The sequence below is a fragment of the Streptomyces sp. NBC_01077 genome (assembly GCF_045162855.1).
In the GTDB taxonomy this organism is placed as follows: Bacteria; Actinomycetota; Actinomycetes; order Streptomycetales; family Streptomycetaceae; genus Streptomyces.
In genome coordinates, this window is the sequence record NZ_CP108669.1 from 2533776 (window position 1) to 2555408 (window position 21633).

Annotated in this window: 24 protein-coding genes; 19 read left to right on the plus strand and 5 right to left on the minus strand. The window is 72.0% G+C overall.

The window, feature by feature from the left end; genetic code table 11:
* Positions 1 to 53: 53 nt before the first annotated feature.
* From OG462_RS11270 to OG462_RS11290, 5 genes are all read left to right on the plus strand, one after another.
* A complete protein-coding gene (locus OG462_RS11270; RefSeq protein WP_406056935.1) occupies positions 54 to 1334 on the plus strand; it encodes an exo-beta-N-acetylmuramidase NamZ domain-containing protein in 1281 nt (426 codons plus the stop codon).
* Positions 1335 to 1409: 75 nt separating this feature from the next.
* Positions 1410 to 2789, plus strand: coding sequence for an erythromycin esterase family protein (locus OG462_RS11275; RefSeq protein ID WP_406056937.1), 1380 nt, complete (start codon positions 1410 to 1412; stop codon positions 2787 to 2789).
* A gap of 195 nt (positions 2790 to 2984) precedes the next feature.
* Positions 2985 to 4199 (plus strand): serine-threonine protein kinase, encoded by a 1215-nt coding sequence (locus tag OG462_RS11280; protein ID WP_406056939.1) that lies wholly within the window; start codon positions 2985 to 2987, stop codon positions 4197 to 4199.
* A 192-nt stretch (positions 4200 to 4391) separates the two neighbouring features.
* Positions 4392 to 5006, plus strand: a complete 615-nt coding sequence (locus tag OG462_RS11285; protein WP_406056940.1) for a hypothetical protein — start codon at positions 4392 to 4394, stop codon at positions 5004 to 5006.
* A 26-nt stretch (positions 5007 to 5032) separates the two neighbouring features.
* Positions 5033 to 5761 (plus strand): 3-keto-5-aminohexanoate cleavage protein, encoded by a 729-nt coding sequence (locus OG462_RS11290; RefSeq protein ID WP_406066471.1) that lies wholly within the window; start codon positions 5033 to 5035, stop codon positions 5759 to 5761.
* Here OG462_RS11290 and soxR read toward each other — a convergent pair.
* Positions 5758 to 6240 (minus strand): redox-sensitive transcriptional activator SoxR, encoded by a 483-nt coding sequence (soxR, locus tag OG462_RS11295; protein ID WP_406056942.1) that lies wholly within the window; start codon positions 6238 to 6240, stop codon positions 5758 to 5760. The two genes, OG462_RS11290 and soxR, sit on opposite strands and share 4 nt — an antisense overlap.
* A 124-nt stretch (positions 6241 to 6364) precedes the next feature.
* On the opposite strand from soxR, the gene OG462_RS11300 reads away from it, so the two are divergent.
* Positions 6365 to 6826, plus strand: coding sequence for a MaoC family dehydratase (locus tag OG462_RS11300; RefSeq protein ID WP_055601811.1), 462 nt, complete (start codon positions 6365 to 6367; stop codon positions 6824 to 6826).
* On the opposite strand, the gene OG462_RS11305 is transcribed toward OG462_RS11300, so the two are convergent.
* The 3 genes from OG462_RS11305 to OG462_RS11315 all read right to left on the minus strand — a co-directional run bounded on the left by OG462_RS11305 (position 6817) and on the right by OG462_RS11315 (position 9127).
* The gene (locus OG462_RS11305; RefSeq protein ID WP_406056944.1) at positions 6817 to 7443 is read right to left on the minus strand and encodes a TetR/AcrR family transcriptional regulator; all 627 of its coding nucleotides are present in this window, start codon (positions 7441 to 7443) and stop codon (positions 6817 to 6819) included. The two genes, OG462_RS11300 and OG462_RS11305, sit on opposite strands and share 10 nt — an antisense overlap.
* Before the next feature lie 149 nt (positions 7444 to 7592).
* Entirely contained in the window at positions 7593 to 7880 is a 288-nt protein-coding gene (locus OG462_RS11310; RefSeq protein ID WP_125749472.1) for a YiaA/YiaB family inner membrane protein, read from the minus strand.
* An 89-nt stretch (positions 7881 to 7969) separates the two neighbouring features.
* Positions 7970 to 9127: an acyl-CoA dehydrogenase family protein gene (locus tag OG462_RS11315; protein ID WP_406056946.1), complete on the minus strand. Its 1158-nt coding sequence runs from the start codon at positions 9125 to 9127 to the stop codon at positions 7970 to 7972.
* A 71-nt stretch (positions 9128 to 9198) separates the two neighbouring features.
* Between OG462_RS11315 and OG462_RS11320 the strand changes: the two genes are divergently transcribed.
* The 4 genes from OG462_RS11320 (at position 9199) to OG462_RS11335 (ending at position 12550) form a co-directional block, all read left to right on the plus strand.
* Positions 9199 to 9873: a TetR/AcrR family transcriptional regulator gene (locus OG462_RS11320; RefSeq protein WP_406056948.1), complete on the plus strand. Its 675-nt coding sequence runs from the start codon at positions 9199 to 9201 to the stop codon at positions 9871 to 9873.
* Between the two features lie 18 nt (positions 9874 to 9891).
* Positions 9892 to 10587 carry an ArsR/SmtB family transcription factor gene (locus tag OG462_RS11325; protein WP_406056950.1) on the plus strand — a complete coding sequence of 232 codons (696 nt, stop codon included), beginning with the start codon at positions 9892 to 9894 and terminating at the stop codon, positions 10585 to 10587.
* A 159-nt stretch (positions 10588 to 10746) separates the two neighbouring features.
* The gene (locus tag OG462_RS11330; protein WP_406056952.1) at positions 10747 to 11661 is read left to right on the plus strand and encodes a DMT family transporter; all 915 of its coding nucleotides are present in this window, start codon (positions 10747 to 10749) and stop codon (positions 11659 to 11661) included.
* Between the two features lie 214 nt (positions 11662 to 11875).
* Positions 11876 to 12550, plus strand: a complete 675-nt coding sequence (locus OG462_RS11335; RefSeq protein ID WP_406056954.1) for a TetR family transcriptional regulator — start codon at positions 11876 to 11878, stop codon at positions 12548 to 12550.
* A 159-nt stretch (positions 12551 to 12709) separates the two neighbouring features.
* Here the strand turns inward: OG462_RS11335 and OG462_RS11340 are convergent, their stop codons facing one another.
* Positions 12710 to 13372 carry a TetR/AcrR family transcriptional regulator gene (locus OG462_RS11340; RefSeq protein WP_406056955.1) on the minus strand — a complete coding sequence of 221 codons (663 nt, stop codon included), beginning with the start codon at positions 13370 to 13372 and terminating at the stop codon, positions 12710 to 12712.
* A 123-nt stretch (positions 13373 to 13495) separates the two neighbouring features.
* Between OG462_RS11340 and OG462_RS11345 the strand changes: the two genes are divergently transcribed.
* The 9 genes from OG462_RS11345 to OG462_RS11385 all read left to right on the plus strand — a co-directional run bounded on the left by OG462_RS11345 (position 13496) and on the right by OG462_RS11385 (position 21632).
* Positions 13496 to 14434: a DMT family transporter gene (locus tag OG462_RS11345; protein ID WP_406056957.1), complete on the plus strand. Its 939-nt coding sequence runs from the start codon at positions 13496 to 13498 to the stop codon at positions 14432 to 14434.
* A 73-nt stretch (positions 14435 to 14507) separates the two neighbouring features.
* On the plus strand, positions 14508 to 15308 hold the full coding sequence (locus OG462_RS11350) for an MBL fold metallo-hydrolase (RefSeq protein ID WP_406056959.1): 801 nt from the start codon (positions 14508 to 14510) through the stop codon (positions 15306 to 15308).
* A gap of 77 nt (positions 15309 to 15385) precedes the next feature.
* On the plus strand, positions 15386 to 16087 hold the full coding sequence (locus OG462_RS11355; RefSeq protein WP_406056961.1) for a DsbA family protein: 702 nt from the start codon (positions 15386 to 15388) through the stop codon (positions 16085 to 16087).
* Between the two features lie 222 nt (positions 16088 to 16309).
* Positions 16310 to 17488, plus strand: coding sequence for an aminotransferase class I/II-fold pyridoxal phosphate-dependent enzyme (locus OG462_RS11360; RefSeq protein WP_406056963.1), 1179 nt, complete (start codon positions 16310 to 16312; stop codon positions 17486 to 17488).
* Positions 17478 to 18023 carry a DUF6190 family protein gene (locus OG462_RS11365; protein ID WP_406056965.1) on the plus strand — a complete coding sequence of 182 codons (546 nt, stop codon included), beginning with the start codon at positions 17478 to 17480 and terminating at the stop codon, positions 18021 to 18023. The genes OG462_RS11360 and OG462_RS11365 overlap by 11 nt, the downstream gene beginning before the upstream one ends.
* 90 nt (positions 18024 to 18113) lie before the next feature.
* The gene (locus OG462_RS11370) at positions 18114 to 18920 is read left to right on the plus strand and encodes a dihydrodipicolinate synthase family protein (protein WP_406056967.1); all 807 of its coding nucleotides are present in this window, start codon (positions 18114 to 18116) and stop codon (positions 18918 to 18920) included.
* Complete coding sequence (locus OG462_RS11375) at positions 18917 to 19807, plus strand: iron-containing redox enzyme family protein (protein ID WP_406056969.1); 891 nt, start codon at positions 18917 to 18919, stop codon at positions 19805 to 19807. The genes OG462_RS11370 and OG462_RS11375 overlap by 4 nt, the downstream gene beginning before the upstream one ends.
* A complete protein-coding gene (locus OG462_RS11380) occupies positions 19804 to 20184 on the plus strand; it encodes a Rieske (2Fe-2S) protein (protein WP_406056971.1) in 381 nt (126 codons plus the stop codon). Before OG462_RS11375 ends, OG462_RS11380 begins: the two co-directional genes overlap by 4 nt.
* Positions 20181 to 21632 carry a purine-cytosine permease family protein gene (locus OG462_RS11385; protein WP_406056973.1) on the plus strand — a complete coding sequence of 484 codons (1452 nt, stop codon included), beginning with the start codon at positions 20181 to 20183 and terminating at the stop codon, positions 21630 to 21632. Before OG462_RS11380 ends, OG462_RS11385 begins: the two co-directional genes overlap by 4 nt.
* The last annotated feature ends 1 nt before the right edge of the window (position 21633 follow it).

Consider the following 21633-nt stretch of genomic DNA (forward strand, 5'->3'; position numbering starts at 1 on the left):
TGCCTGCCCATGTCACGCGCCCCGGCCGGGGACGACGATCGAGGAGGTTTCGCATGGGCCTGTCGCGACGGAGTCTGCTGGCCGCCGGGGGCGCCCTCGGGGCGGTGGCGGCCACCGCGCCCACCGCCTCGGCCACCGCGCCCACCCCGCCCACCGCCTCGGCGGCGGGGCAGCCGCACGGAGCCGGGCGCGTACGGACCGGCTTCGAGCGCCTCGCCGACGACGGGTACGCCCTGCTCGCCGGCGAGCGCGTCGGCATCGTCACCAACCCGACCGGGATCACCCGGGACGCCCGGCACATCGTGGACGTCATGCACGCCGACGAACGGGTGGACCTGGTCGCCGTGTTCGGCCCCGAGCACGGCTTCCGGGGCACCGCGCAGGCGGGCGGCTCCGAGGGGCGGTACGACGACCCGGCGACCGGGCTGCCCGTCTACGACACGTATCTGAAGAGCGGGCAGCCGCTCGCGGACGTCTTCACCGCCTCCGGCGTGGACGCGGTCGTCTTCGACATCCAGGACGCCGGCGCCCGCTTCTACACCTACATCTGGACGCTGTACGACTGCATGGTCGCGGCCGCGCTCGCCGGGAAGCGGTTCGTGGTCCTGGACCGGCCGAACCCGGTGACCGGGCGGGCCGCGCTCGGCCCCGTCCTGGACCGGGCGTTCGCCACCTTCGTCGGACGCGAGCCGATCGCGCAGGCGCACGGCATGACGGTGGCGGAGCTGGCCCGCCTCTTCAACGGCGAGTTCCTCGCGACTCCGGTCACGCTGGAGACCGTACGGATGACGGGCTGGCGGCGGTCGGAGTTCTTCGACGCGACCGGGCTGCCCTGGGTGCCGCCCAGCCCCAACATGCCGACGCCGGAGACCGCGCTCGTCTACTCCGGCACCTGCCTCTTCGAGGGGACGAACCTCTCCGAGGGCCGGGGTACCACCCGCCCCTTCGAGCTCCTCGGCGCCGAGGGGATCGACCGGCGGTGGGTGGAGGCGGCGAACGCGCTCGGACTGCCCGGGGTCCGGTTCCGCGAGGCGTACTTCGCGCCCACCTTCTCCAAGTTCCAGGGGAAGACCGTGGGCGGGGTGCAGCTGCACGTCCACGACCGGGAGTCCTTCGATCCGGTACGGACCGGAATCGGGCTCCTGGTCACCGCCCGGAGCTCGTGGTCCGGCTTCGCCTGGCGCGCGGACAACTGGATCGACAAGCTGACCGGTTCGACCCGGGTACGGACGCTGATCGACGCGGGCGCCGGGGTGGACGAGGTCGTCGGGGCGTGGCAGGCGGACCTGACGGCGTTCCGCGCGGTGCGGAAGGAGTATCTGCTCTACCGCTGACGGGGGTTGTCCCCCCGCTCCACCGGGGTGAAGGCCGGATGTTCCCGGCGATGTCCCACCGGCCACGCTAGCTCCATGAACCTCTCCAAGCCCACCACGTCCGCTACTCCCCCTGCTCCCTCGTCGCCCTCCTTACGACGCCGCCTGCCCCTCGTCGGGCTCCTGGTCGCCGCCTGCCTCGGCACCCTGGCGCCCGCCGCCGGGGCGGCCGGGGCCCCGGCCGTTCCCGATCCCGCGCGCGAACTCGCCCGCACCGCACAGCCGTTGACCGATCTGCGGCCGCTCGACCGGATGGTCGGCTCGGCCAAGGTCGTCGGCATCGGCGAGGCCACCCACAGCTCGGCGGAGTTCTTCACCACCAAGCACCGGATCTTCGAACACCTCGTGGAGCGGCAGGGCTTCACCACCTTCGCCCTGGAGGCCAACTGGTCCACCGGGCTGCTCGTCGACGAGTGGGTGCGCACCGGCCGCGGCGACATCCGGGCGATCATGCGGGACGAGTTCCAGGAGTCGTACCGCCTCTGGAACACCGAGGAGTACCTCGACCTCTTCCGCTGGATGCGGCGGCACAACCAGCTCCACCCCGACCACCAGGTCCGCTTCATGGGCAACGACCTCGGCTACGCGGGCGCGAACCTCTTCGACGGCGTGACCGCGTACGTGGCCCGCACCCACCCCGCGCTGCTCCCCCGCTTCCAGGAGCTGTACCGGTCCTCGCGCCCCACGGGCGAGGTCGAGGCCTGGATGAAGGGGTACATGACCAAGCCGCGCCCCGAACGGCAGCGGATGGCCGCCGAGGTGAACACGGCCCTCGCCCTCCTGGAGCGGCAGCGGCCCGCGAAGGACCCACGCGCGCGTGAGGCGGCCCAGTGGGCGGTGCAGCACGCGCGGGCCATCGCCCAGGTCGGCACCGAGTACGCCCACGACATGCTGACGGACGCGGGCATCGCCGAGGCCATGCTCTACCGCGACCGGATCATGGCCGAGAACACCGTGTGGTGGCAGCGGCAGACCGGGGACCGGATCGTGCTCTCCGCGCACAACGGGCACGTGGGCTACGAGACCCCGAAGCCCGACCAGTACCCGCGGATCCAGGGCGCCTTCCTGCGGGACGCCCTCGGCCGGGACTACGTGAGCGTCGGCGCCTCCTTCGGACAGGGCTCCTTCAACGCGCACGACACCGAGGCCGCCGGCGAGCCGCTCCGTTCCTTCACCGTCGGCACGCTCGGCCCCGACAGCAACGCTCACACCCTCGACCGCGTCTCGCCCGGCGCCTTCTACCTGGACCTGCGGCGCACGACGCCGGCGGCGCGCGACTGGCTCGGCACACCCCGGCCGACCCGGGGCATCGGGACCGTGTACCCCTGGCCGGGCACCGAGACCCCGGTGCGTCTGTCCACCGCGTACGACCTGCTCATCCACTTCCCCCGGATCACGGCGGCGCGCATCCGCTGAGGCCTGAGGTACGGGTGGGCCGAACGAGGCGGTACGGGCCCGGGTCACGGTCCGACCGAACCGGTACGCCCCCCGGTCGAGGTCTGGCCGGGGCCACGCGCGGGCATGCTGGCCCTGGAGCCGCCGCCCGCGCTCGGCGCGTCCTGGGCGCGACGGCCACCTCGATGCGGAGGGACGGGTCGGGCCGTGACCGGGATGAGTGTGGAACCGTACCGGGAGATCACCTTCGACAAGGAGGGCGACGGGCCCGCGGGGCAGTCCGCCGCCCTCGCCGCACTGGCCCGGCAGGGGGTCACCGACCTGGTGCTGTTCGCGCACGGGTGGAACAGTTCCCCGTCCGGCGCCACCCGGCTCTGCTCCGACTTCTTCGAGCCCTTCCCCGGTCTGCTGGCCCCCGGGGTCGAGGCCGGGTACGCGGGCGTGATCTGGCCGTCGATGATGTTCACCGGCGAGCCGGTCCCGGACTACCGGGCCCTCGTGACGGTCCTTCCGGAGAAGGAAGCGGTCCTCGACCGGCTCACGGAACTCCTCGTCACGGAGCCGCCGGACGAGACGGCGTTCGCCGAGTTCGGGGCGCTGCTGCGGGAGCTGACGGACGTGTCCGCCGGTGGCGACGGCCGTGCGGGCGCTGCCGGGTCCCGGGAGCCGGTGCCGGAGTTCCTGGTCGCGGACCCCGTGGCGGTGTGCACCCTGTTCACCGAGGCCCTCGGGGCGGACGCCGGCCCGGCGCAGGGCTTCGGGGAGGGGCTCGAACGGTACTGGAAGGGGGCCAGGGAGGTCCTGCGGCAGGCCACGTACTACGTGATGAAGAAGCGGTCCGGGCACGTCGGCGAGTTCGGCCTCGGGCCGCTGCTCGGCGAGGTCGCCCGCGCCGCCCCCCGCCTCCGCGTCCACCTGGTGGGCCACAGCATGGGAGCCCGGCTCGTCGCGTACGCGCTGAAGGGGCTGCCGTCGGGGGCCAGTCCGGTCGCCTCCGTGACCCTCTTCCAGGGTGCCTTCTCGCACTACGCGTTCGCGGCGCGGCTGCCGCACGATCCCCGGCGCTCCGGTTCGCTGCGCGACATGCAGCACCGGGTCCGGGGGCCGGTGGTGGCCTGCTACTCGCGGCACGACACGGCGCTCGGGGTGTTCTACCCGCTGGCGTCCCGGCTCGCGGGCGACTCCGCGTCGCTCGCCCCGGGCCCCGGTCTGCTCGGCGCGGACGATCCGCGCTGGGGGGCGATCGGGCACGACGGCGTCCTGGCCGTGCCCGGGACGGTGGTGCGGCCGCTGGCGACGCTGCTGCGCGAAGGCGCACCGGCCTCGGGGTGTGTGAGTGTCGACACGGGGGACGTCGTCCGTTCGCACAGCGACATCCGCCGTGCGGAGCTGGCCCGCGTGGTGGTGTCGGCGGCGCGGACGGGCAGGTAGACGGGCAGGCAGACGGCCGGGTCGACGGGGGCGGGGCCTGCTTCCGCAGCTCGCCGGACTCCTGGGTTCCGCCCTCCCCCAGGGCCCCTCGCGCACCGCTGATGGCTGCCATCGGAATTTCGATGGAACACGACGGGGCCCTCGTTCGTCCCTCTGATATCGCGGAACGACCAGCGACGGAGGTGGCGGGAGATGGCCGGTTTCCGGAGTCTCGCGAGACAGGTGCGCGATCCGGGGTGCGACACGGCCCTGCGCAGGTACTCGCTGCGCAAGTGTCTGGAGCGGTTCGCGCCGTACGGGCACCGGGCTACGTGGGACCACCTGTGCCGCAGGCACAGGTTCGGACCCGAGGACCGGGAGCTCGACCCCGGGCGGCTGATCGCCGCGCTCGACGAGCTGGAGGAGGCGCGGGCCGTGTGGCTCGCGTACGAGGAGGAGTTCGCCGCCCGGCGGCGGCGCGAGAAGCACGAGGGGCTGCGCGGGCTCGGCGCGCTCGACGACTGGCACCGGCGGGTCTGGGGCGGCAACGGGGTGGTGCGGTGCGGCGATCCGGCCGTGCACCCGTCGGACCCGCTGCCCGAGGTGCTGCGGCGGCTGATCACGGCCCTGGAGCGCGGACCGGGCGAGCGGTGCCCGGTGTGCGCGGGGCCGCGCATCGAGTGGGCCGGTCCGGGCGACCCGTACGAGCCGTGGCTCGGCCCGATCTGTGGGGACTGTGGGGTGGGCGTGCCGCGTGCAGTGCTCACCTCGGGGGCACTGGCCCGCGCCCGCGGGGAGCGGAACCGGTCGCTGGCGTCGGCGGCGTGAGTCCTCGGGGGACCGACCCGCTGCCGGTGCTGCAGGTGTGTCTCAACGGGGCACGGGGGCCCGGGGATTCAGCAGTGGTTCCGGTGTCGCCCGAGTCGCTCGCGGAATCCGCGGCGCGGGCGGTGGCGGCAGGCGCCGGGGAAGTGCGCGTGCATCCCCGTACGCCGTGCGGGAGTACGTCGCTCTCGCCCCGGGTGCTCGCACCCGTCCTCGCCTCGGTCCGGGCGGCGGTCGGCACACCCGTGCCGGTCACCACCGCCGTGGCCGCCGAGCCCGATCCCGGACGCCGGGTGGAACGGATCCGCTCCTGGGTGGTGCTGCCCGACCTCGTGTCGGTCGACTGGCACGAGCCGGACGCGGAGGAGGTGGCGGCGGCGCTCCTCGATCGCGGGATCGGGGTCGAGGCCGCCCTGTGGTCCCGTACGGACGGCCCGGCCCGCTTCGCACGCTCGCCGCTCGCACCCCGGGTACGGCGGGTCCTCGCGAAGGTCCCGTACGCGTCGGCCGGGGGAGGAGCCGGGGACGCGGCACGCTCACTCCTGTCCGAGCTCGATGGCGGGCTCGGACTCCCGCCCGGCGTCCCCGTGTTGCTTCACGGCGAGGACGCCGGCGCGTGGCCGGTGCTGCGGCTCGCCCGCCGTCTGGGCCTCGCCGCCCGGATCGGTCTTGAGGACACGGTACTGATGCCGGACGGGCGGCGGGCGCGCTCCAACGCGGAGCTGGTCACCGCCGCGCTCTCCGGCCGACCGTCCTAGCCTTCGTCGCCGTCCGGGGCGGGGCGGCGTACCGGCAGCAGGCGGGAGCCCGCCATCCGCTCGCCGAAGGCGTCGTCGGGGTTGGACAGGACGCAGGTCTCCAGGGAGAGACAGCCGCAGCCGATGCAGTCCGTCAGGTGGTCGCGGAGCCGGCCGAGCTGTTTGATCCGCTCGTCCAGTTCGGTGCGCCAGGCCGCGGAGAGCCGGGACCAGTCCTCGTTCGTGGGCGTGCGCTCCTCCGGGAGCTGCGCGAGCGCCTCGCGGATCGTGGCCAGCGGGATCCCCACGCGCTGCGCGGCGCGGACGAAGGCGACCCGGCGCAGGGTGTCGCGGCCGTAGCGGCGCTGGTTGCCCGTGGTGCGGCGGCTGCTGATGAGCCCCTTCGCCTCGTAGAAGTGGAGGGCGGAGACGGCGGCCCCGCTACGGGCGGAGAGCTGGCCCACGGTGAGCTCGTGGATCTTCTCTGGAATCTGCGGCACCCCGCGACCCTACTGGTCCGTTGACAGCGGCCCCCGCACCCCACATGCTGAGCAAGCGCTTAGATACCGACCGTTGGGTATGCCGTACCAGATGGGGTATGCCGGACCAGAAGGGAACAGGAACATGGCCGAGCCGAGGATCTTCACCTCCGCCGAGGAGCTGCGCGCGGGGGTCGGCGAGCAGCTGGGGCACAGTGACTGGGTGGAGATCGACCAGAAGCGGATCGACCTCTTCGCCGAGGCGACCGGGGACCACCAGTGGATCCACGTGGACCCGGAGCGGGCCGCCACCGGCCCGTTCGGCACGACCATCGCGCACGGCTATCTGACCCTGTCGCTGCTCCCGCTGTTCGTTCCGCAGGTGCTGCGGGTCGAGGGCATGAAGATGGGCCTCAACTACGGCACGGAGAAGGTGCGTTTCCCCGCCCCCGTACCGGTCGGCTCGCGGCTGCGCGCCACGGCCGTCCTGACCAAGGTCGAGGAGGCGGGTGGCGGCGTGCAGGTGACGGCGGCCGTGACGGTGGAGCGCGAGGGCTCCGAGAAGCCGGTCTGCGTCGCCGAGTCGGTCTCCCGCTACTACTTCTGAGCGCCGACCATCCTGAGGACGAGGTCGGCGTAGAGCGCGCCGACCTCGTCGGGCGTCCGGCGTCCCTGGGCGTTGAACCAGCGCGAGACGTCGATGCAGAGCGAGAGCACGGCGACCGTGGTGCCGGCGACGTCCGGCACGTCGAACTCGCCCGCCGCCACGCCCTCGTCGATGATGCCGCGCACCGCCGCGTCGGACTCGCGGCGCAGCTCCACGATCTCGGCGCGGTGCTCGGGACCGAGGGCGTCGAGCTCGTACTGGACGACCCGCGCGGTGGTGTGGCGCTCGGCGTGCCAGCGGACGAAGGACCGTACGGCGTCGGCGAGGCGCGCGGCGGCCGTGCCGTCGCCGCCGGCCGCGGCCCGGAGGATCTCCAGGGCCTTGTCGTGACCGATACGGCTGATCCGGTGGAGCAGCTCTTCCTTGGTCTTGTAGTGGATGTACAGCGCGGCCGGGCTCATTCCCGCCCGGCCGGCGATGTCCCGGGTGGTGGTGGCGTGGTAGCCGCGCTCGGCGAACGCCTCGACGGCGGCCACCAGCAGTCGCCGGGCCGCCTCGGGCGTGACCTCGCCCCAGGGCATGTCCTCGCCCCCGGGCGTCTCCTCCGCCGCGCTCATCCCACACTCCTTCTCGGACCCCGTCAGGACGAACACCATACAACGAGGGTGAGCAAGCGCTTAGAGATCCGTGACCAGAGCTCGGGCAGAGATCCGTGGCTAGAGCTCGCGTGGAGATCCGTGGCCGGAGCTCGGGCAAAGATCCGTGGCTAGAGCTTCTGGAAGGGGTCGTGCTCGGCGAGCAGCTTCTCCAGGCGGGCCTGGTCGACCCGGCTGACGATCTGCCCGGCCTCCTGGCGGTCGCGGACGACCTTGGCGAGCGTGAAGGCCGAGGTGGTGAGGTAGAGGACCGCGATGGCGAGGAAGGCGCGGACCCAGGCGCTGGCCTCCAGCTGGAAGATGCCGATGGCCACGGCCGCGAGGGCGATCCCGAAGGAGAGGACGGCCTGCATGTAGTAGGCGGCGGTGTTCTGCTGCTTGACCGGTGTGTCGCTCATGGGCACAGCATCGGCCGGATGTGGCGGGTGCCACATCCGTCCGCGTACTCAGCCGCGTACTCAGAAGGGTCCGGAGCGGCCGGAAGGACTCAGAAGGCCGAGACCCCCGTCAGCGCCCGGCCGATGATGAGCTTCTGGATCTGGCTGGTGCCCTCGTACAGGGTCATCACGCGCGCGTCCCTGAGCAGCTTGCCGACCGGGTACTCGTCGATGTAGCCGTAGCCGCCGAAGACCTGGAGGGCGTTGTTCGCGGCGCGGACGGCGGCCTCGGAGGCGTACAGCTTCGCCTTGGAGGCGGCGGTCGCGAAGTCCTGGCCCCGGTCGATCAGGTCGGCCACCCGCCAGGTGAGCAGCCGGGCGGCGTCCACGTCGACGGCGATGTCGCTGATCAGTTCCTGCACGAGCTGGTACGCGGCGATGGGCTTTCCGAACTGCTCGCGCTCCCCCGCGTACCGGACGGCCGCGTCGAGGGCGGCCTGCGCGATGCCGACGCAGCCGGCGGCGACGGACATGCGGCCCTTGGCGAGGGCGGACATGGCGACGGTGAAGCCCTTGCCCTCCGGGCCGAGCATCGCGGCGGCCGGGACGCGTACGTCCTCCAGGACGAGTTCGGCGGTGGCCTGGCCGCGCAGCCCGAGCTTGCCGTGGATGGCGCGGCGGGTGAGGCCGGGGGTGTCGGTGGGGACGAGGAAGGCGGAGACGCCCTTGTGGCCGGGGGTGTCGTCGGTGCGGGCGAAGAGCAGCACGACATCGGCCCAGGTGCCGTTGGTGATGAACATCTTGGTGCCGCTGATCACGTAGTCACCGGCACCGCCGTCGCGTACGGCCCGGGTGGCGAGGTTTCCCGCGTCGGAGCCGGTGCCGGGCTCGGTGAGGCCGAAGCAGCCGAGCGCCTCGCCCGACGCGAGCCGGGGCAGCCACTCCCGCTTCTGCTCTTCGCTGCCCCAGGCGGCGACGGTCTTGGCGACCAGGCCGAGGGAGACGGAGACGATGCCGCGCACGGAGGAGTCACCGCGCCCGAGCTCCTCGGTCACGAGGCAGTACGCGAGGTGGTCGCCGCCGGAGCCGCCGTACTCCTCCGGGATCGTGAGTCCGAGGAAGCCGAGGGCGCCGAGCTTCTTCACGATCGCCCGGTCCACCTCCTCGGCGCGGTCCCAGGTCACGGCGTGCGGGGTGATCTCGCGTGCGACGAAGTCCTCGGCGAGCCGCCGTACGGCTTCCTGCTCCTCGCTGAGTTCCAGATTCATGCGACGCCCACCTCACCCGACCATTTAATTACCACTGCTAGTTTTTGCGGTGCGGGCCTACTATGTGCGCCATGGCCCGACCGCGCAAGCCCCTGCTCAGCCGAGACCGCATCGTCGAGACGGCGGGCGCGCTCGTGGACGCGGAGGGCCTCGACGCGCTCTCGACCCGGCGGCTCGCGGCCGAACTCGGGGTGAGCGGGCCCTCCCTCTACAACCACTTCCGCACCAAGGACGAGATCCTCGACGCCGTCGCCGACGCGGTGAGCACGAAGATCGATCTGTCGATGTTCGCGGAGGACGACGGCCGCGACTGGCTGACGGCGCTGCACGACTGGGCCGTCTCCTACCGCGCCGCCCTCGCCGACCACCCGCACATCGTCCCGGTCCTCGCCCAGGGGCCCGGCCGCCGCCCGGCGGGCCTCCGCGTCGCCGACGCCGTCTTCGGCGCGATGGTCCGCGCGGGCTGGCCGCCGGCCCAGGCCACCTCCATCGGGGCGCTGATGCGGTACTTCATCACCGGCTCGGCCCTCGGCTCCTTCGCACGTGGCTTCGTCGACGACGAGACGGCCTACGACCCGGCCGACTACCCCCACCTCGGCCAGGCGCACCGCCTCGCCGAGCACCGCCAGAAGGTCGACGAGGGCGCCTTCGCCACGGGCCTGCGCGCGCTGCTCGACGGGCTGCGGCTGCAGTACGAGGCCCGGACCGGAGCTCCGCACGACAGTTCGGCGGCTGCCGAAGCGTGAGTGCGGCACGCTGGACGCATGGCAGCCAGTGACCTCGCCGCGCTCGCGGCGCTCTTCGCGGACGAGACCCGCGCCGCGTTCCTGCTCGCCCTGCTCGACGGGCGGGCCTGGACCTCCGGGGAACTCGCCCGGCACGCGGGCGTGGCGCCGTCCACCGCCAGCGAGCACCTCGGAAAGCTCGTCACCGGCGGGGTCCTCACGGAGGAACGGCAGGGACGCCACCGGTACGTGCGCCTCGCCGACCCCGGGATCGCGCATCTCGTGGAGGACCTGGCCACCCGGTCCGAGCCGGCGGTGACCCCGCCGCCCCGCTCGCTGGGCGCCGCGAACGCCGGGCGGGCGATGGCCCGGGGCCGGACCTGTTACGACCATCTTGCCGGGCGGCTCGGCATCGCGATCACCGAGGCGATGACGGTGCGCGGGCTGCTGCGCCAGGACACCGGGTTCGCGCTCACGGACCGGGGCGTCGCCTGGTTCGACGAGCTGGGCATCCCTCTCGTACGCCGGGGGCGGCGGCCCGTGGCGCGCGGCTGCCTCGACTGGACCGAGCGACGGCCGCACCTCGCGGGGGCCGCGGGCGCCGCGCTGTGCCGGCACGCGCTGGACGCGGAGTGGTGCGTACGGATCGGGTCCGAACGGGCCGTGAAGGTGACCGGGCGGGGCGAGAGCGCGCTGTATACGAACCTGGGCATCGCTCCCGAGGGGCTGCGATGAGCCGGCCGCCCCTGCCTCCTCTCCCCCGTGGCCTGTCTCCTGCCCCCCTGTTCCCCTGTTCCCTTGTCCCCCGTCACCCGTCACCCGTCACCCGCTCCCGCTCCCGCTCCCCGGGATATTGCGGTGAGCGCCGAAGGGTCCGCGCCCTACGGTCGAGCCATGCAGAAGCAATCATCACGGCTCGCGTTCGCCGCAGCCGGTGTCACGGTCGTCCTGTGGGCCTCCGCCTTCGTCTCCATCCGCAGCGCGGGAGAGGCCTACTCCCCCGGCGCACTCGCGCTCGGCCGGCTGCTCGCCGGGGTCCTGGTCCTCGGAGCGGTCCTCCTGCTGCGGCGGGAGGGGCTGCCGCCCCGGGCGGCCTGGCCGGGGATCGTCGTGTCGGGCCTGCTCTGGTTCGGGGTCTACATGGTGGTGCTCAACTGGGGCGAGCAGGAGGTCGACGCGGGCACGGCGGCGATGGTGGTGAACACCGGGCCGATCCTGATCGCACTGCTCGGAGCCCGGTTCCTGAAGGAGTCGCTGCCGCCGCGGCTGCTCGCGGGCATGGCGGTGTCCTTCGCGGGCGCGGTGGTCGTGGGTCTTTCGATGTCCCGCGCCTCCTCCGGCGCGCACGCCTCGCTGTTCGGGGTACTGCTCTGTGTCCTGGCGGCGATGGCGTACGCGGGCGGCGTCGTGGCGCAGAAGCCGGCGCTCGCGCACGGCAGCGCCCTCCAGGTGACGACGTTCGGGTGCCTGGTGGGGGCGGTGGCCTGTCTGCCGTTCGCCGGGCAGCTGGTCGAGGAGGCGGGCCGGGCCCCGCTGTCGGCAACCCTGAACATGGTCTATCTGGGGGTGTTCCCGACCGCGCTCGCGTTCACGACCTGGGCCTACGCCCTGGCCCGTACGACCGCGGGGCGGATGGGCGCGACCACCTACGCCGTGCCCGCGCTCGTCGTCCTGATGGCATGGCTGTTCCTCGGCGAACTGCCGGGGCTGCTCACGCTCGCCGGGGGCGCGCTGTGCCTGGCCGGTGTGGCCGTATCCCGCTCTCGTTCGCGGGCCACCGCCGGCGCCGGAACGGCTGAATCCACCTGACAGGGCATGGCCCCTGTTCCGGTCACTTCACACGCCCGCGGCGTCGGGTGTGCGCCTGCGACCAGGAACGGAGAGGCCCGTCAAGCCCCAGTTTCGGCCGCTGGGGCAAGAGGGCACGTTTCACGGCTCCCCGGCCGGATAGTTTCGAGTCGGTCACAGGCGCGGGCCGGAACATAACGCTCCGGCACCTTCTGGCAAGCCGACGGGGGAGCTCATGGCGATTCAGCAGCGGGCGGAACGTACGAGACAGGAAATCCTGTCGGCGGCCGCGAGGGTGTTCGACGGGCACGGGTACGAGCGGGCGTCGCTCGCCAGGATCGCCGGCGAGGCCCGGGTCACCACCGGCGCGCTCGTCTTCCACTTCGCGACGAAGGCGGATCTGGCGACGGCGGTCCGCGGGCGGGCCCAGGCGGTCACCCGGATCACGGTCGAGTCGGCCTGCCTGTCCACGGAGGGCGTCGGCGGCACCTCGATCGACAAGCTGGTGATCGCGACGCACGCGTTGATCCGGCTCTTCGAGACCGATCCGACGGCGCGGGCCGGTGAACGCCTCGCGCGGGAACTTCAGTTAGCCGACCCGGGGTTCTCCCGGGACTGCCCCTGGCGGCGCGAGGTGGCGCGCCTGGCACGCTACGCGGAGGCGGAGAAGGCCCTGCGTCCCGGCGTGGACGCGACGGCGGTCGCCGCGCTGATCGGCTACGTGATCACCGGGGTCGAGCTGGAGATGCGCTGCCCGAACGGCCCGTCCGACGACTGCTGGCCCCCGGACGATCCGAGGACCGCCGAGAACGCGGCCCTGCACGGACCCGCCGAGCAACGGCTCGACCGCATCTGGAAGTTGATCCTGCCGGGCCTGGTCCACCCGGCCGGGCGGCGGCGCGGCGCCTAGGCCGTGTCCGGAACGTAGGGCCGGGCGGGACTTTCCGGACACGACCCAGGGCGACTCACGAGGGGCGCGCGCGGGTGCGCGGGCCCCTCGTGTCGTACCACCCGCCACCCGAACGGCCGGTGGTACGGGATGGCCGCGCCGCCGTCGACCGACCGCGGCTCACCCCCCCGAACGCAGCAGCTGGCGGGCGAAGTCCGCGAGGGCGCGGCCGATGCGTTCGGTCGACAGGCCGAGTTCATGCCGCTGGAACTGGAAGAGCTCGGGTGACAGCGGGCTGAGCGCGATGTCGATCAGCGGGTCCGGGTCCTGGATCCCGTGGTCGACGAGCAGCGTGCGGACATGGACGCGCCAGAAGCCGTACGCGCCCGTCCGGAAGCGCGCGGGGCCGGTCTCCGCCCCGAGGGCCAGCGGCAGGTGCCGTTCGAGGAGATCGAGCATCGCGAGGTAGAAGGCCGCGAGCCGCTCCCCCGCGGGAGCGCCGGGCCCGAGCGGCGGCGGGCCGTAGATGAGCTGCCCCTGGAGCCTGCGCTCGTGCTCGTCGAGCAGCGCGACGGCGACCGACGACGGGTCGGGGAAGCTCCGGTAGAGCGTGGCGCGGCCCACCCCGGCGGCCTTGGCGATCCGGTCCATGGTGACCGTCCGCGGATCCTGCTGGGCGAAGAGCTGCTCGGCCGCGGCCAGGATCTGGGCGCGGTTGCGTTCCGCGTCCGCGCGTCTGCGCGGGGCGACCGGCTGGTCGTCCGCGGCCTGAAGATCACCAAGGAGCCCGCCGACCCGGTGGACGGAGGAGGCTCCACGACCCCGCTGCTCGTCGTCGCTCATGGACCAGACCTTACTTCCCCTGGAGCTAAGTGGACACCTTGTCCGTTTGCCATGTCCCGTGGCATGCTAAACGGACTCAGTGTCCACTTAACCGCTCGCCATCCCCGCCCCAGGGAGATCAAGATGCATACCGCGCTCCTCGCCGCGGCCCTGCTGGTCGGCTGCCTCCTGGCCGTCCAGGCCTCGGTGAACCTCCAGCTCAACTCGGCCGTCGGCACCCCGTACGGCGCCTCGACCATCCAGCTCGGCGTCGCGACCGGTCTGCTGACCGTGCTCGCGGTGGCGGCCGGAGCACTCGGCGCGCTCGGCAAACTGCCCGACGTCGAGCCCTGGCAGCTGCTTGGCGGACTCGCCAGTCCGCTCTACATCACCAGCGGCATCCTGCTCTTCCCACGGCTCGGCGCCCTCGCCGCCGTCGGGCTCTTCGTCACCGGCCAGATGTTCGCCTCGCTCGCGCTCGACCTCTTCGGCCTCCTCGGTCTCGAGCAGCAGGACCTGAGCGCCGGGATCGTCATCGGCGCCGTGGCCGTGCTCGCCGGCATCGTCGTGATCATCCGGGGCATGAAGGCCGCGGCCCCTCCCGGCGCCCCCAAGATGTCGAGCGCCGGCCGCGCCGGCTGGCTCGCCCTCGGTGTCGTCGCCGGAGCCGTGCTGCCGGTGCAGGGCGCGGTCAACGCCCAGCTGCGCGCCCAGCTCAAGCAGCCCGTCACCGTCGCCGTGATCAGCTTCGCCGTCGCGACCTTCACCATCGCCGTCGTCCTGCTCGTGCTGTACGCGACCCGGAAGACGCCGAAGCCCAAGATCGCCCCGCTGAAGAAGATGCCCTGGTGGGGCTGGCTCGGTGGCGCCTGCGCCGCCGCCTACGTCACCGGCACCTTCCTGCTCATCCCCGAAATCGGTGCGGCGGTGACCATCGCGCTCACCGTGACCGGGCAGCAGCTCACCTCGGCCCTGATCGACCACAAGGGCCTGTTCAAGCTCCCCCAGCGCTCCCTCACGAAGCCGCGCACCCTGGGTCTCGCCCTGCTGATCGCCGGCTCGCTGACCATCCAGCTCGTCTGACCGAGGCCGCCACTCCCCCCGGGACCCCACCCGGGGGGCCACGGCCCGCACGGTGCGTCATGAAAGGTGTGTCATGAAAGCGTCCTACACCGCCGGGCCGGACCTCCACGTCCTCCCCTCGGCGCTGCCCATCCCGGGGCTCGGCGACCAGCCGGTGAACGCCTTCCTCCTCCGGTCCGGCCAGCCTCTCCTCGTGGACACCGGCATGCCCGTCGACCGGGAGGGCTTCCTGGAGTCCCTCTGGTCGCTGATCGAGCCGGCCGATCTGCGCTGGGTCGTCGTCACGCACGACGACCGCGACCACACCGGCGCCCTCGCCCGCATTCTGGAGGCCGCGCCGAACGCGAAGGTCCTCGCCAACGCCATATCCCTGACGCGAATATCGGAAGAGTTCAGCATTCCACAGGAACGGGTGGTCACCGCGAACCCGGGAAGTCGTGTGAAAGTCGGCGACCGTGAGCTGAGTTTTCACCGGCCGCCCACTTTCGATTCACCCGGAACCCTCGCCGTGTTCGACCATTCCGATGGAACGCTCTACAGCTCCGACAGTTTCGGTACCGTCGTCGAAGAAATCAGCCAGGACTTCGCCGATCTCGCCGAGGAGGAATTCTTCCACGGCTTCGAGGTCCTGAACCGGGCGATAGCCCCCTGGACCGCACTGGTCGACGAGGCGAAATTCCTCCGCCCGGTGCACGAGCTGGCCGCCCTGCGCCCCGCCAAGCTGCTGAGCGCCCATGGGCCGACCGTCCGCGAGGCCGCCGTACCGCGGCTCTTCGAGGCGATGGCCCGTATACCTTCCCTGCCCGCCTGGCTGCCCGACGCCGACCTCGACCTCGAGGCGGCGCTCGACGCCGTCGAGTCACCGGCCGGCTGAGGCCCCCGGCCGGCCGAGCCGGTCGAGCCCCCGGCCGGCCGAGCCCCGCTCCGCCCGCGTACGAACCGAGGAGAACCATGTCCGACCCGACCACCGCCGACCTGACGCCGCCGCGCGGAGTCGTCACCGTCTTCTCCGACATCTGGTGTTCCTTCGCGCACATCGCGATCCACCGGCTGCACACCACCCGGGCCCGCCTCGGCCTGGAGGAGCAGGTCTCCTTCGACCTGCGCGCCTTCCCCCTCGAACTGCTCAACGACGCCCCGAGCCCGCGCCCCGGCACGGACAGCGAGGTCGCCCGGATGGCCAGCCTGGAGCCGGCCGCCGGCTGGCAGCTGTGGCAGGCCAAGGACTGGCTCTACCCGTCCACGACCCTGCCCGCCCTGGAGGCGGTGCTCGCCGCCAAGGAGCAGAGCCTCAACGCCTCGGAGCAGCTCGACCTCGGGCTGCGCCGCGCCTTCTGGGCCGAGTCGCGCTGCATCAGCCACCGCAAGGTGATCCTGGACGTGGCCGCGGACACCGGTGTCGTCGACGTCGGCGCCCTGGCCGAGGCCCTGGACGACGGGCGGGCACGCCGTTCGCTCGCGGACCAGGCGGCGCTCGCCCAGAGCGACCGGGTGAACTGCAGCCCCCATCTGTTCCTGCCCGACGGCTCCGACCACGCCAACCCCGGCATCGAGGTGGACTGGGAGGGCGCGTACGGCATCGGCTGGCCGGTGATCGGCTCGGACGACCCGAAGGTGTTCGAGGACATCCTGCTGAGGGCCGCCACTGAATAGTTGAACAGGCTCCCAGAAAGGGGGCTGTACAACCGGAACGACGGCCAGGCATTCCTGTTCGAGGAATGCCTGGCCGTCGTTCCTTTTTTTTGCCGGCAGAACATCGCGGTGATTATTAATTGCGTGACCCGGCCGTTATTCGCAAGGCCGGTCGAAGCTCCTACAGTCATTCACGCCGCCGGAATTCCGGACGGAGATTCGTATCGACAGCGGGAGTTCTTCATGTCGTTGACCGACAAGGCAGACGTCAGCACGTTCGTCGACCTCACCCAGCACGAGATCGAAGCCCTGAAGACCCGGTTCAACCTGGCCGACGCGCACACCCACCAGCGGCAGTCCGCCTCCCAGGAGCGGATCGTCTCGCGGCTTCCCGAGCTCTGGCACGAGTCCGAGTCGAAGCAGCAGGCGCACTTCGAGCGTCAGTTCCTGGACGCCTTCTTCCGGCTGCACCAGCAGCCCACCGCCCGTGCGATGGGCCGCACGCTCCTTTCCTACTCCGCGAGCGTGTCGACCATGGTCGCCGGCATGTTCCTCAAGCAGCGCGGCATGTCGGTGCAGCTCGTCGAGCCCTGCTTCGACAACCTGGTCGACCTGCTGCGCAACATGCAGGTGCCGATCTCCCCGTTCGCCGAGTCGGCGCTGCACGACAAGGACGCCATCTACGAGCGGCTCGTCGAGGAGATCGACGCGGACGCGATCTACCTTGTCGACCCCAACAACCCCACCGGGTTCACCCTGCTCGCCGAGAAGCTGGAGGGCTTCCGCGAGGTCGTCCGCTACTGCGTGGACCACGACAAGGTCCTGGTGATGGACTTCTGCTTCGCGTCCTTCGCGCTCTGCGACGAGGGCATCGGCCGGGTGGACATCTACCGGCTCCTGGAGGAGTCCGGCGTCACGTACATGGTCATGGAGGACACCGGCAAGACGTGGCCGATCCAGGACGCCAAGTGCGCCATGATCACGGCCAGTCAGGACATCCAGGAGGAGGTCTACAACCTCCACACCAGCGTCCTCCTGAACGTCTCGCCGTTCGTCCTCAACATGGTCACGCAGTACGTCGAGGACTCCATCACCGATGGTTTCGCCTCCGTCCGCGACATCATCCGCACCAACGGCGAGGCCGCCCGCGACGCCCTCAGCGGCACCATCCTGGAGTTCCAGGAGCCGGTCGTCGGCACCAGCGTCGCCTGGTTCCGCATCAAGCCGGAGCACCTGACCGCCACCCAGCTCCAGGCCGTCCTCTTCGACGAGGAGGTGTACGTCCTGCCGGGCACGTTCTTCTACTGGAACACCAAGGAGAAGGGCGAGCGCTTCGTGCGCCTGGCCCTGGCCCGCGAGCCGGAGCTCTTCGCCGGCGCGATGGAGCGGATGCGGAAGGTGCTCGAGCGCTATGCGGCCTGACACGCACCCGGTGGTGTTCATCGACGCCACGCTCTTCATGGGCATGCACAGCAAGGACGACGTCGTCCGCGTGGCCGCCAAGGCCTTCTTCGCGGGCCGGCTCGCCGCGGGAGAAGCCGGCGGGGTCCTCATGAGCTGGGAGCAGGTAGGCCGCTGCGACGACCTCGTATGGGGCTACGAGCGGGGGCTGCAGGACGAGTACTACCCCTTCATGGACGTCCTCCACACCGACCTGGCCATCGAGCGGATCGGCTACCAGGAGGACGACGTCCGCAGGGCGTTGACCACGCCCGCGCTCGAAGGCCTGCCCGCGCACGAGCGGCTGCTGCTCGCCCAGGTCATCGGCCGCGGGGGCGTGCTCCACACGGCGAGCCCCCGGCTGGTCGGGGCGGCGGCCGGACTGCCCGTCGTACCGATCGCCCCGCTCGCGTCGGCCGACGCTCCCGCCCTCGGCGAGGAGCCCTCGTTCCCGGCGTACCTGGAGGACCTCTACCAGCGGTCGCTGGTGCTGAAGGTCGTCTCCGAGGACCTCTGACGGTTGTCTCGCAACCCTCGGACGGTCCTCCACCACCTCTGAACACCCTCTGAAGAACCCTCTGAAGACATTCCGAAGGGCACCCCACTCATGCCTGGCACCTACTCCGGGACCGTCGTCCCGCTGATCACCCCCTTCGACGAGCACGGCGTCGTCGACGAGCAGAGCGTCGTCCGTCTCCTGGACCACATCCGCACCGAGGTCAACGGCTTCATGCCGGCGCTGACCTCCGGCGAGGGCTGGAAGCTCGACGCGCGGCAGTGGCAGGACGTCGTCACGTACACCGTCCGGCACGCGGGCGGCCTGCCCGTCCTCGCCGGCATCCAGCTCCCCGACACCGACGCGGTGATCGACCGGGCCCGTACGGCGGCCGCGATCGGCGCCGACGCCGTCGTCGTCACCACGCCGTTCGGCGCCGATGTGACGCAGGACCGGATCGTCGAGCACTACCAGGCGATCCGCGCGGCCGTCGACATCCCGATCTTCCTCTACAACGAGGAGGCGCTCTCGGGCAATCGCATCGAGTTCGACACCCTGATCCGGATCTGCAAGGAGATACCCGGGATCGTCGGCATCAAGGAGTCCAGCGGCGACGCCGCGTTCACCCGGAAGATGGCCGAGGCCGGCACCGGCATCCCGGTCTTCGAGGGCTGGGAGAACCTCCTCGTCGACGCCCGCGGAATCGACGGCTTCATCGGCCCGCTGGCCAACCTCGAACCCTCCCTGTGCAACGCGATGCTGGTCGACCCGACCCCGGACCGGCAGGCGGAGATCAACACCGTCTGCGAGCGGTACGGCGTCTTCAAGGACGACTGGTACCGCTGGGTCAAGAAGGAACTGCACCAGCGCGGCGTGATCGGTTCCCCCACCGTGCATGAGGAGGCGAAGGCGGCATGAGCACCACCCCCGCCGCTCCGTCCGCATCCGCCGCGTCCTCCGTCCCGGTGGCCGCGCACTCGATCACGGCCCCGGCCGCGACCGCGCAGCGCGAGCTGCACAGCCTCTACCGGCGGGTCCCCAATCTCGGCGACTACGGCTCGATGACCGCGATCGAGGAGCGGTGGATCCTGCCCAAGGCGCGGGCGTACGAGGCCTCCGCACCCCGGTTCGGCTCGGCCGGCGAGCTGCTCCAGGCGCTCAAGGAGTTCCTCGCCGAGGAGGAGGCCGCGCTCCCGGAGAGCGCGACCTTCCTCGCCGAGCATGCGACGCTCGATCAGTTCAAGGTCGTGGTGCGGCAGTTCGCCCTCGACGGTCTCACCGAGTCCGAGTCGCTGCTGCCGGTCGTGCCCCGGCTGCCGTACCGCTCGGCGATGGCGGTCTTCCGCGTCCTCATCGACGAACTCGGCTGCGGCAACGAGGAGAAGGCGCACTCCCAGCTCTACCGCGATCTGCTCACCGAGCTCGGTATGAGCCTGCGGCTCGACGACTACCTCGACGAGACGACCCCGGAGTGCTTCGCCTACGTCAACATGTTCAACTGGCTGGCGAGCCGGGCGTCTTCGCCCCAGTACTTCCTGGGCGCGTACGCCTACTTCGAGACCAGCGTGCTGTACGCCTTCCAGAGCTTCGCGCGGGCGGCGCGCCGGCTCGGGATCGTCCACGACGCCTACTACACCGAGCACCTCTACATCGACTCGTACCACAGCAGTCACATGCGTACGGCGATCCGCTCCCTCGACGAGCCGGACCTGGCGAAGATCTGGGCGGGCGTGCGACTGGCCTCCGACATCGTCGGCACGGCCACGGAGACGGCCATCGCGCGGGCGCGGGAGACCGTCGCATGACGGCCGTGCCCGCGGGGCGGCGGCGGGGCTCCGACGAGCCCACCGTCCGCCAGGTGACCGAGGACCTGGTCCTGGTCGACGTCGGCGGCCGCAAGGTCCTCGCGGCCGCCGTCTGCCCGCACCGCGGGGGCCGGCTCAAGTACGGCAGGGTCGACGGGGACAGGCTGCGCATCACCTGCCCCCTGCACCACACGACCTTCGACCTGACCAGCGGGGAACGCCTGTCGGGAGCGGCCTGCGCGGCGCTCCGGGTGGTGGATGTGCTGCCCGGGGAACTCAGCGTCCCCGAGCAGCGCGACCCCGCGCACGACTCCTACGCGGCCGCGCCTCCCGAGGCGACCGCTGCCGAGGCGGCCCCGTCCGGGGGCGCCTCATGACCACCACACCGACCGGGGCGGCGTCCACCGTGGCGCCGCCCCGTGCGGCGGTCGACCACGACGGCATCGCTCCGGTGCCCGAGGCCGAACGCACCTCGACACCGGGCGACTTCGGCTGGATCTGGCCCTCCGCGCAGTTCTCCTTCGGCACGGTCGTCCTCGGCGCGCTGCCCGTCGTCTTCGGCCTCGGCTGGTGGACCTCGGCGAGCGCCATCGCCGTGGGCGTGGCCGTCGGTACGGCGCTGCTCGCGCCGCTCGCCCGGTTCGGCGTCCGTACCGGCACCAACGATCCCGTGGCGAGCGGCGCGCACTTCGGCGTACGGGGCAGGGTCGTCGGCAACATCCTCACGGTGGTCACCGCGCTCGGCTTCTTCGCCATCGCCGTGTGGACGGGCGGCACCGCCGTCATGGTCGCCGGCCACCGGCTGTTCTCCACCCCCACGGGCCCCGGCGCGCTGACCGCCGCGATGTTCGTGACGGCGGCGGCGGTCGCGCTGGTCGCCGTCCGCGGCCACGAGACCCTCGTCCGTACGTACAAGGTCACCGCGGTCACCGGCGGCGCGGTCCTCCTGGGAACCGTGCTGGTGCTCGCCCCCGACTTCGACGCCGGATACGCCGGCGGGACGCTCGCGCTCGACAGCACCCTGCACACCTGGCTGCTCGCGGCGACCGCCTCCGCCACCGTGCCCCTGTCGTACGCCACCTTCCAGGGCGACTACACCCGCTTCATGCCCGCCTCCACCCCCACCGGCCGGGTGGTGCGGGCCAGCGGGATCTCCATGTTCCTCAGCAGTCTCGCCGCGCTGCTCACCGGCGCGTACGTGACGACGCTGTTCCCCGTCCCCGACGAGCCGTGGCTCCAGGGCCTGACGGACGCGCTGCCCGGCTGGTTCGCGGTCGCGGTCGTGGTCTTCGGCTTCGCGGGCACGCTTCCGCAGGCGGGGCTCTGTCTGTACGCGGCCGGGCTCTCCGCCAACTCGGTGTTCTGGCGCTCCTCACGGGCCGCCGTCACCACCGTGGTCGCGGTGCTCGCGGCGGCCGTGCTGTACCTCGGGGCGGTGGTGTACGACGCCATGGACGCGATGTCGGCCTTCGTGACGCTGCTCCTCACGGTCGTCGCCCCGTGGGCGGCCGTGCTCTTCGTCGGCTACGTGCTCCACCGGGGCCGGTACGACGCGGAGGCGCTGCGCACCTTCACCACGGGCGGTGGCGGCCGGTACTGGTACACCGGCGGGGTCAACCCGCGGGCCGTCACGGCCTTCGCACTCGGCTCGGCCGTCGGCGTCCTGTGGGTCAACAACCCCTTGTACACAGGTCCGTTGACGGACCTGACGGGCGGTGTCGATCTGAGCCTGCCGGCCTCCTTCGTCGTCGCCGCCGTGCTGTACGGGGCGCTGTGCCGGGTCTGGCCGGAGCCGTTGCTGCCGCCGTCGCGAGTTTCGAGGTGAT

What these genes read in the sequence shown, in the direction of transcription:
- OG462_RS11270 (WP_406056935.1), top strand. Translation starts at nt 54, where the DNA reads ATGGGCCTGTCGCGACGGAGTCTGCTGGCCGCCGGGGGCGCCCTCGGG.
- OG462_RS11275 (WP_406056937.1), top strand. Translation starts at nt 1,410, where the DNA reads ATGAACCTCTCCAAGCCCACCACGTCCGCTACTCCCCCTGCTCCCTCG.
- OG462_RS11280 (WP_406056939.1), top strand. Translation starts at nt 2,985, where the DNA reads ATGAGTGTGGAACCGTACCGGGAGATCACCTTCGACAAGGAGGGCGAC.
- OG462_RS11285 (WP_406056940.1), top strand. Translation starts at nt 4,392, where the DNA reads ATGGCCGGTTTCCGGAGTCTCGCGAGACAGGTGCGCGATCCGGGGTGC.
- OG462_RS11300 (WP_055601811.1), top strand. Translation starts at nt 6,365, where the DNA reads ATGGCCGAGCCGAGGATCTTCACCTCCGCCGAGGAGCTGCGCGCGGGG.
- OG462_RS11305 (WP_406056944.1), bottom strand. Translation starts at nt 7,443, where the DNA reads ATGAGCGCGGCGGAGGAGACGCCCGGGGGCGAGGACATGCCCTGGGGC.
- OG462_RS11310 (WP_125749472.1), bottom strand. Translation starts at nt 7,880, where the DNA reads ATGAGCGACACACCGGTCAAGCAGCAGAACACCGCCGCCTACTACATG.
- OG462_RS11315 (WP_406056946.1), bottom strand. Translation starts at nt 9,127, where the DNA reads ATGAATCTGGAACTCAGCGAGGAGCAGGAAGCCGTACGGCGGCTCGCC.
- OG462_RS11320 (WP_406056948.1), top strand. Translation starts at nt 9,199, where the DNA reads ATGGCCCGACCGCGCAAGCCCCTGCTCAGCCGAGACCGCATCGTCGAG.
- OG462_RS11325 (WP_406056950.1), top strand. Translation starts at nt 9,892, where the DNA reads ATGGCAGCCAGTGACCTCGCCGCGCTCGCGGCGCTCTTCGCGGACGAG.
- OG462_RS11330 (WP_406056952.1), top strand. Translation starts at nt 10,747, where the DNA reads ATGCAGAAGCAATCATCACGGCTCGCGTTCGCCGCAGCCGGTGTCACG.
- OG462_RS11335 (WP_406056954.1), top strand. Translation starts at nt 11,876, where the DNA reads ATGGCGATTCAGCAGCGGGCGGAACGTACGAGACAGGAAATCCTGTCG.
- OG462_RS11340 (WP_406056955.1), bottom strand. Translation starts at nt 13,372, where the DNA reads ATGAGCGACGACGAGCAGCGGGGTCGTGGAGCCTCCTCCGTCCACCGG.
- OG462_RS11345 (WP_406056957.1), top strand. Translation starts at nt 13,496, where the DNA reads ATGCATACCGCGCTCCTCGCCGCGGCCCTGCTGGTCGGCTGCCTCCTG.
- OG462_RS11350 (WP_406056959.1), top strand. Translation starts at nt 14,508, where the DNA reads ATGAAAGCGTCCTACACCGCCGGGCCGGACCTCCACGTCCTCCCCTCG.
- OG462_RS11355 (WP_406056961.1), top strand. Translation starts at nt 15,386, where the DNA reads ATGTCCGACCCGACCACCGCCGACCTGACGCCGCCGCGCGGAGTCGTC.
- OG462_RS11360 (WP_406056963.1), top strand. Translation starts at nt 16,310, where the DNA reads ATGTCGTTGACCGACAAGGCAGACGTCAGCACGTTCGTCGACCTCACC.
- OG462_RS11365 (WP_406056965.1), top strand. Translation starts at nt 17,478, where the DNA reads ATGCGGCCTGACACGCACCCGGTGGTGTTCATCGACGCCACGCTCTTC.
- OG462_RS11370 (WP_406056967.1), top strand. Translation starts at nt 18,114, where the DNA reads ATGCCTGGCACCTACTCCGGGACCGTCGTCCCGCTGATCACCCCCTTC.
- OG462_RS11375 (WP_406056969.1), top strand. Translation starts at nt 18,917, where the DNA reads ATGAGCACCACCCCCGCCGCTCCGTCCGCATCCGCCGCGTCCTCCGTC.
- OG462_RS11380 (WP_406056971.1), top strand. Translation starts at nt 19,804, where the DNA reads ATGACGGCCGTGCCCGCGGGGCGGCGGCGGGGCTCCGACGAGCCCACC.
- OG462_RS11385 (WP_406056973.1), top strand. Translation starts at nt 20,181, where the DNA reads ATGACCACCACACCGACCGGGGCGGCGTCCACCGTGGCGCCGCCCCGT.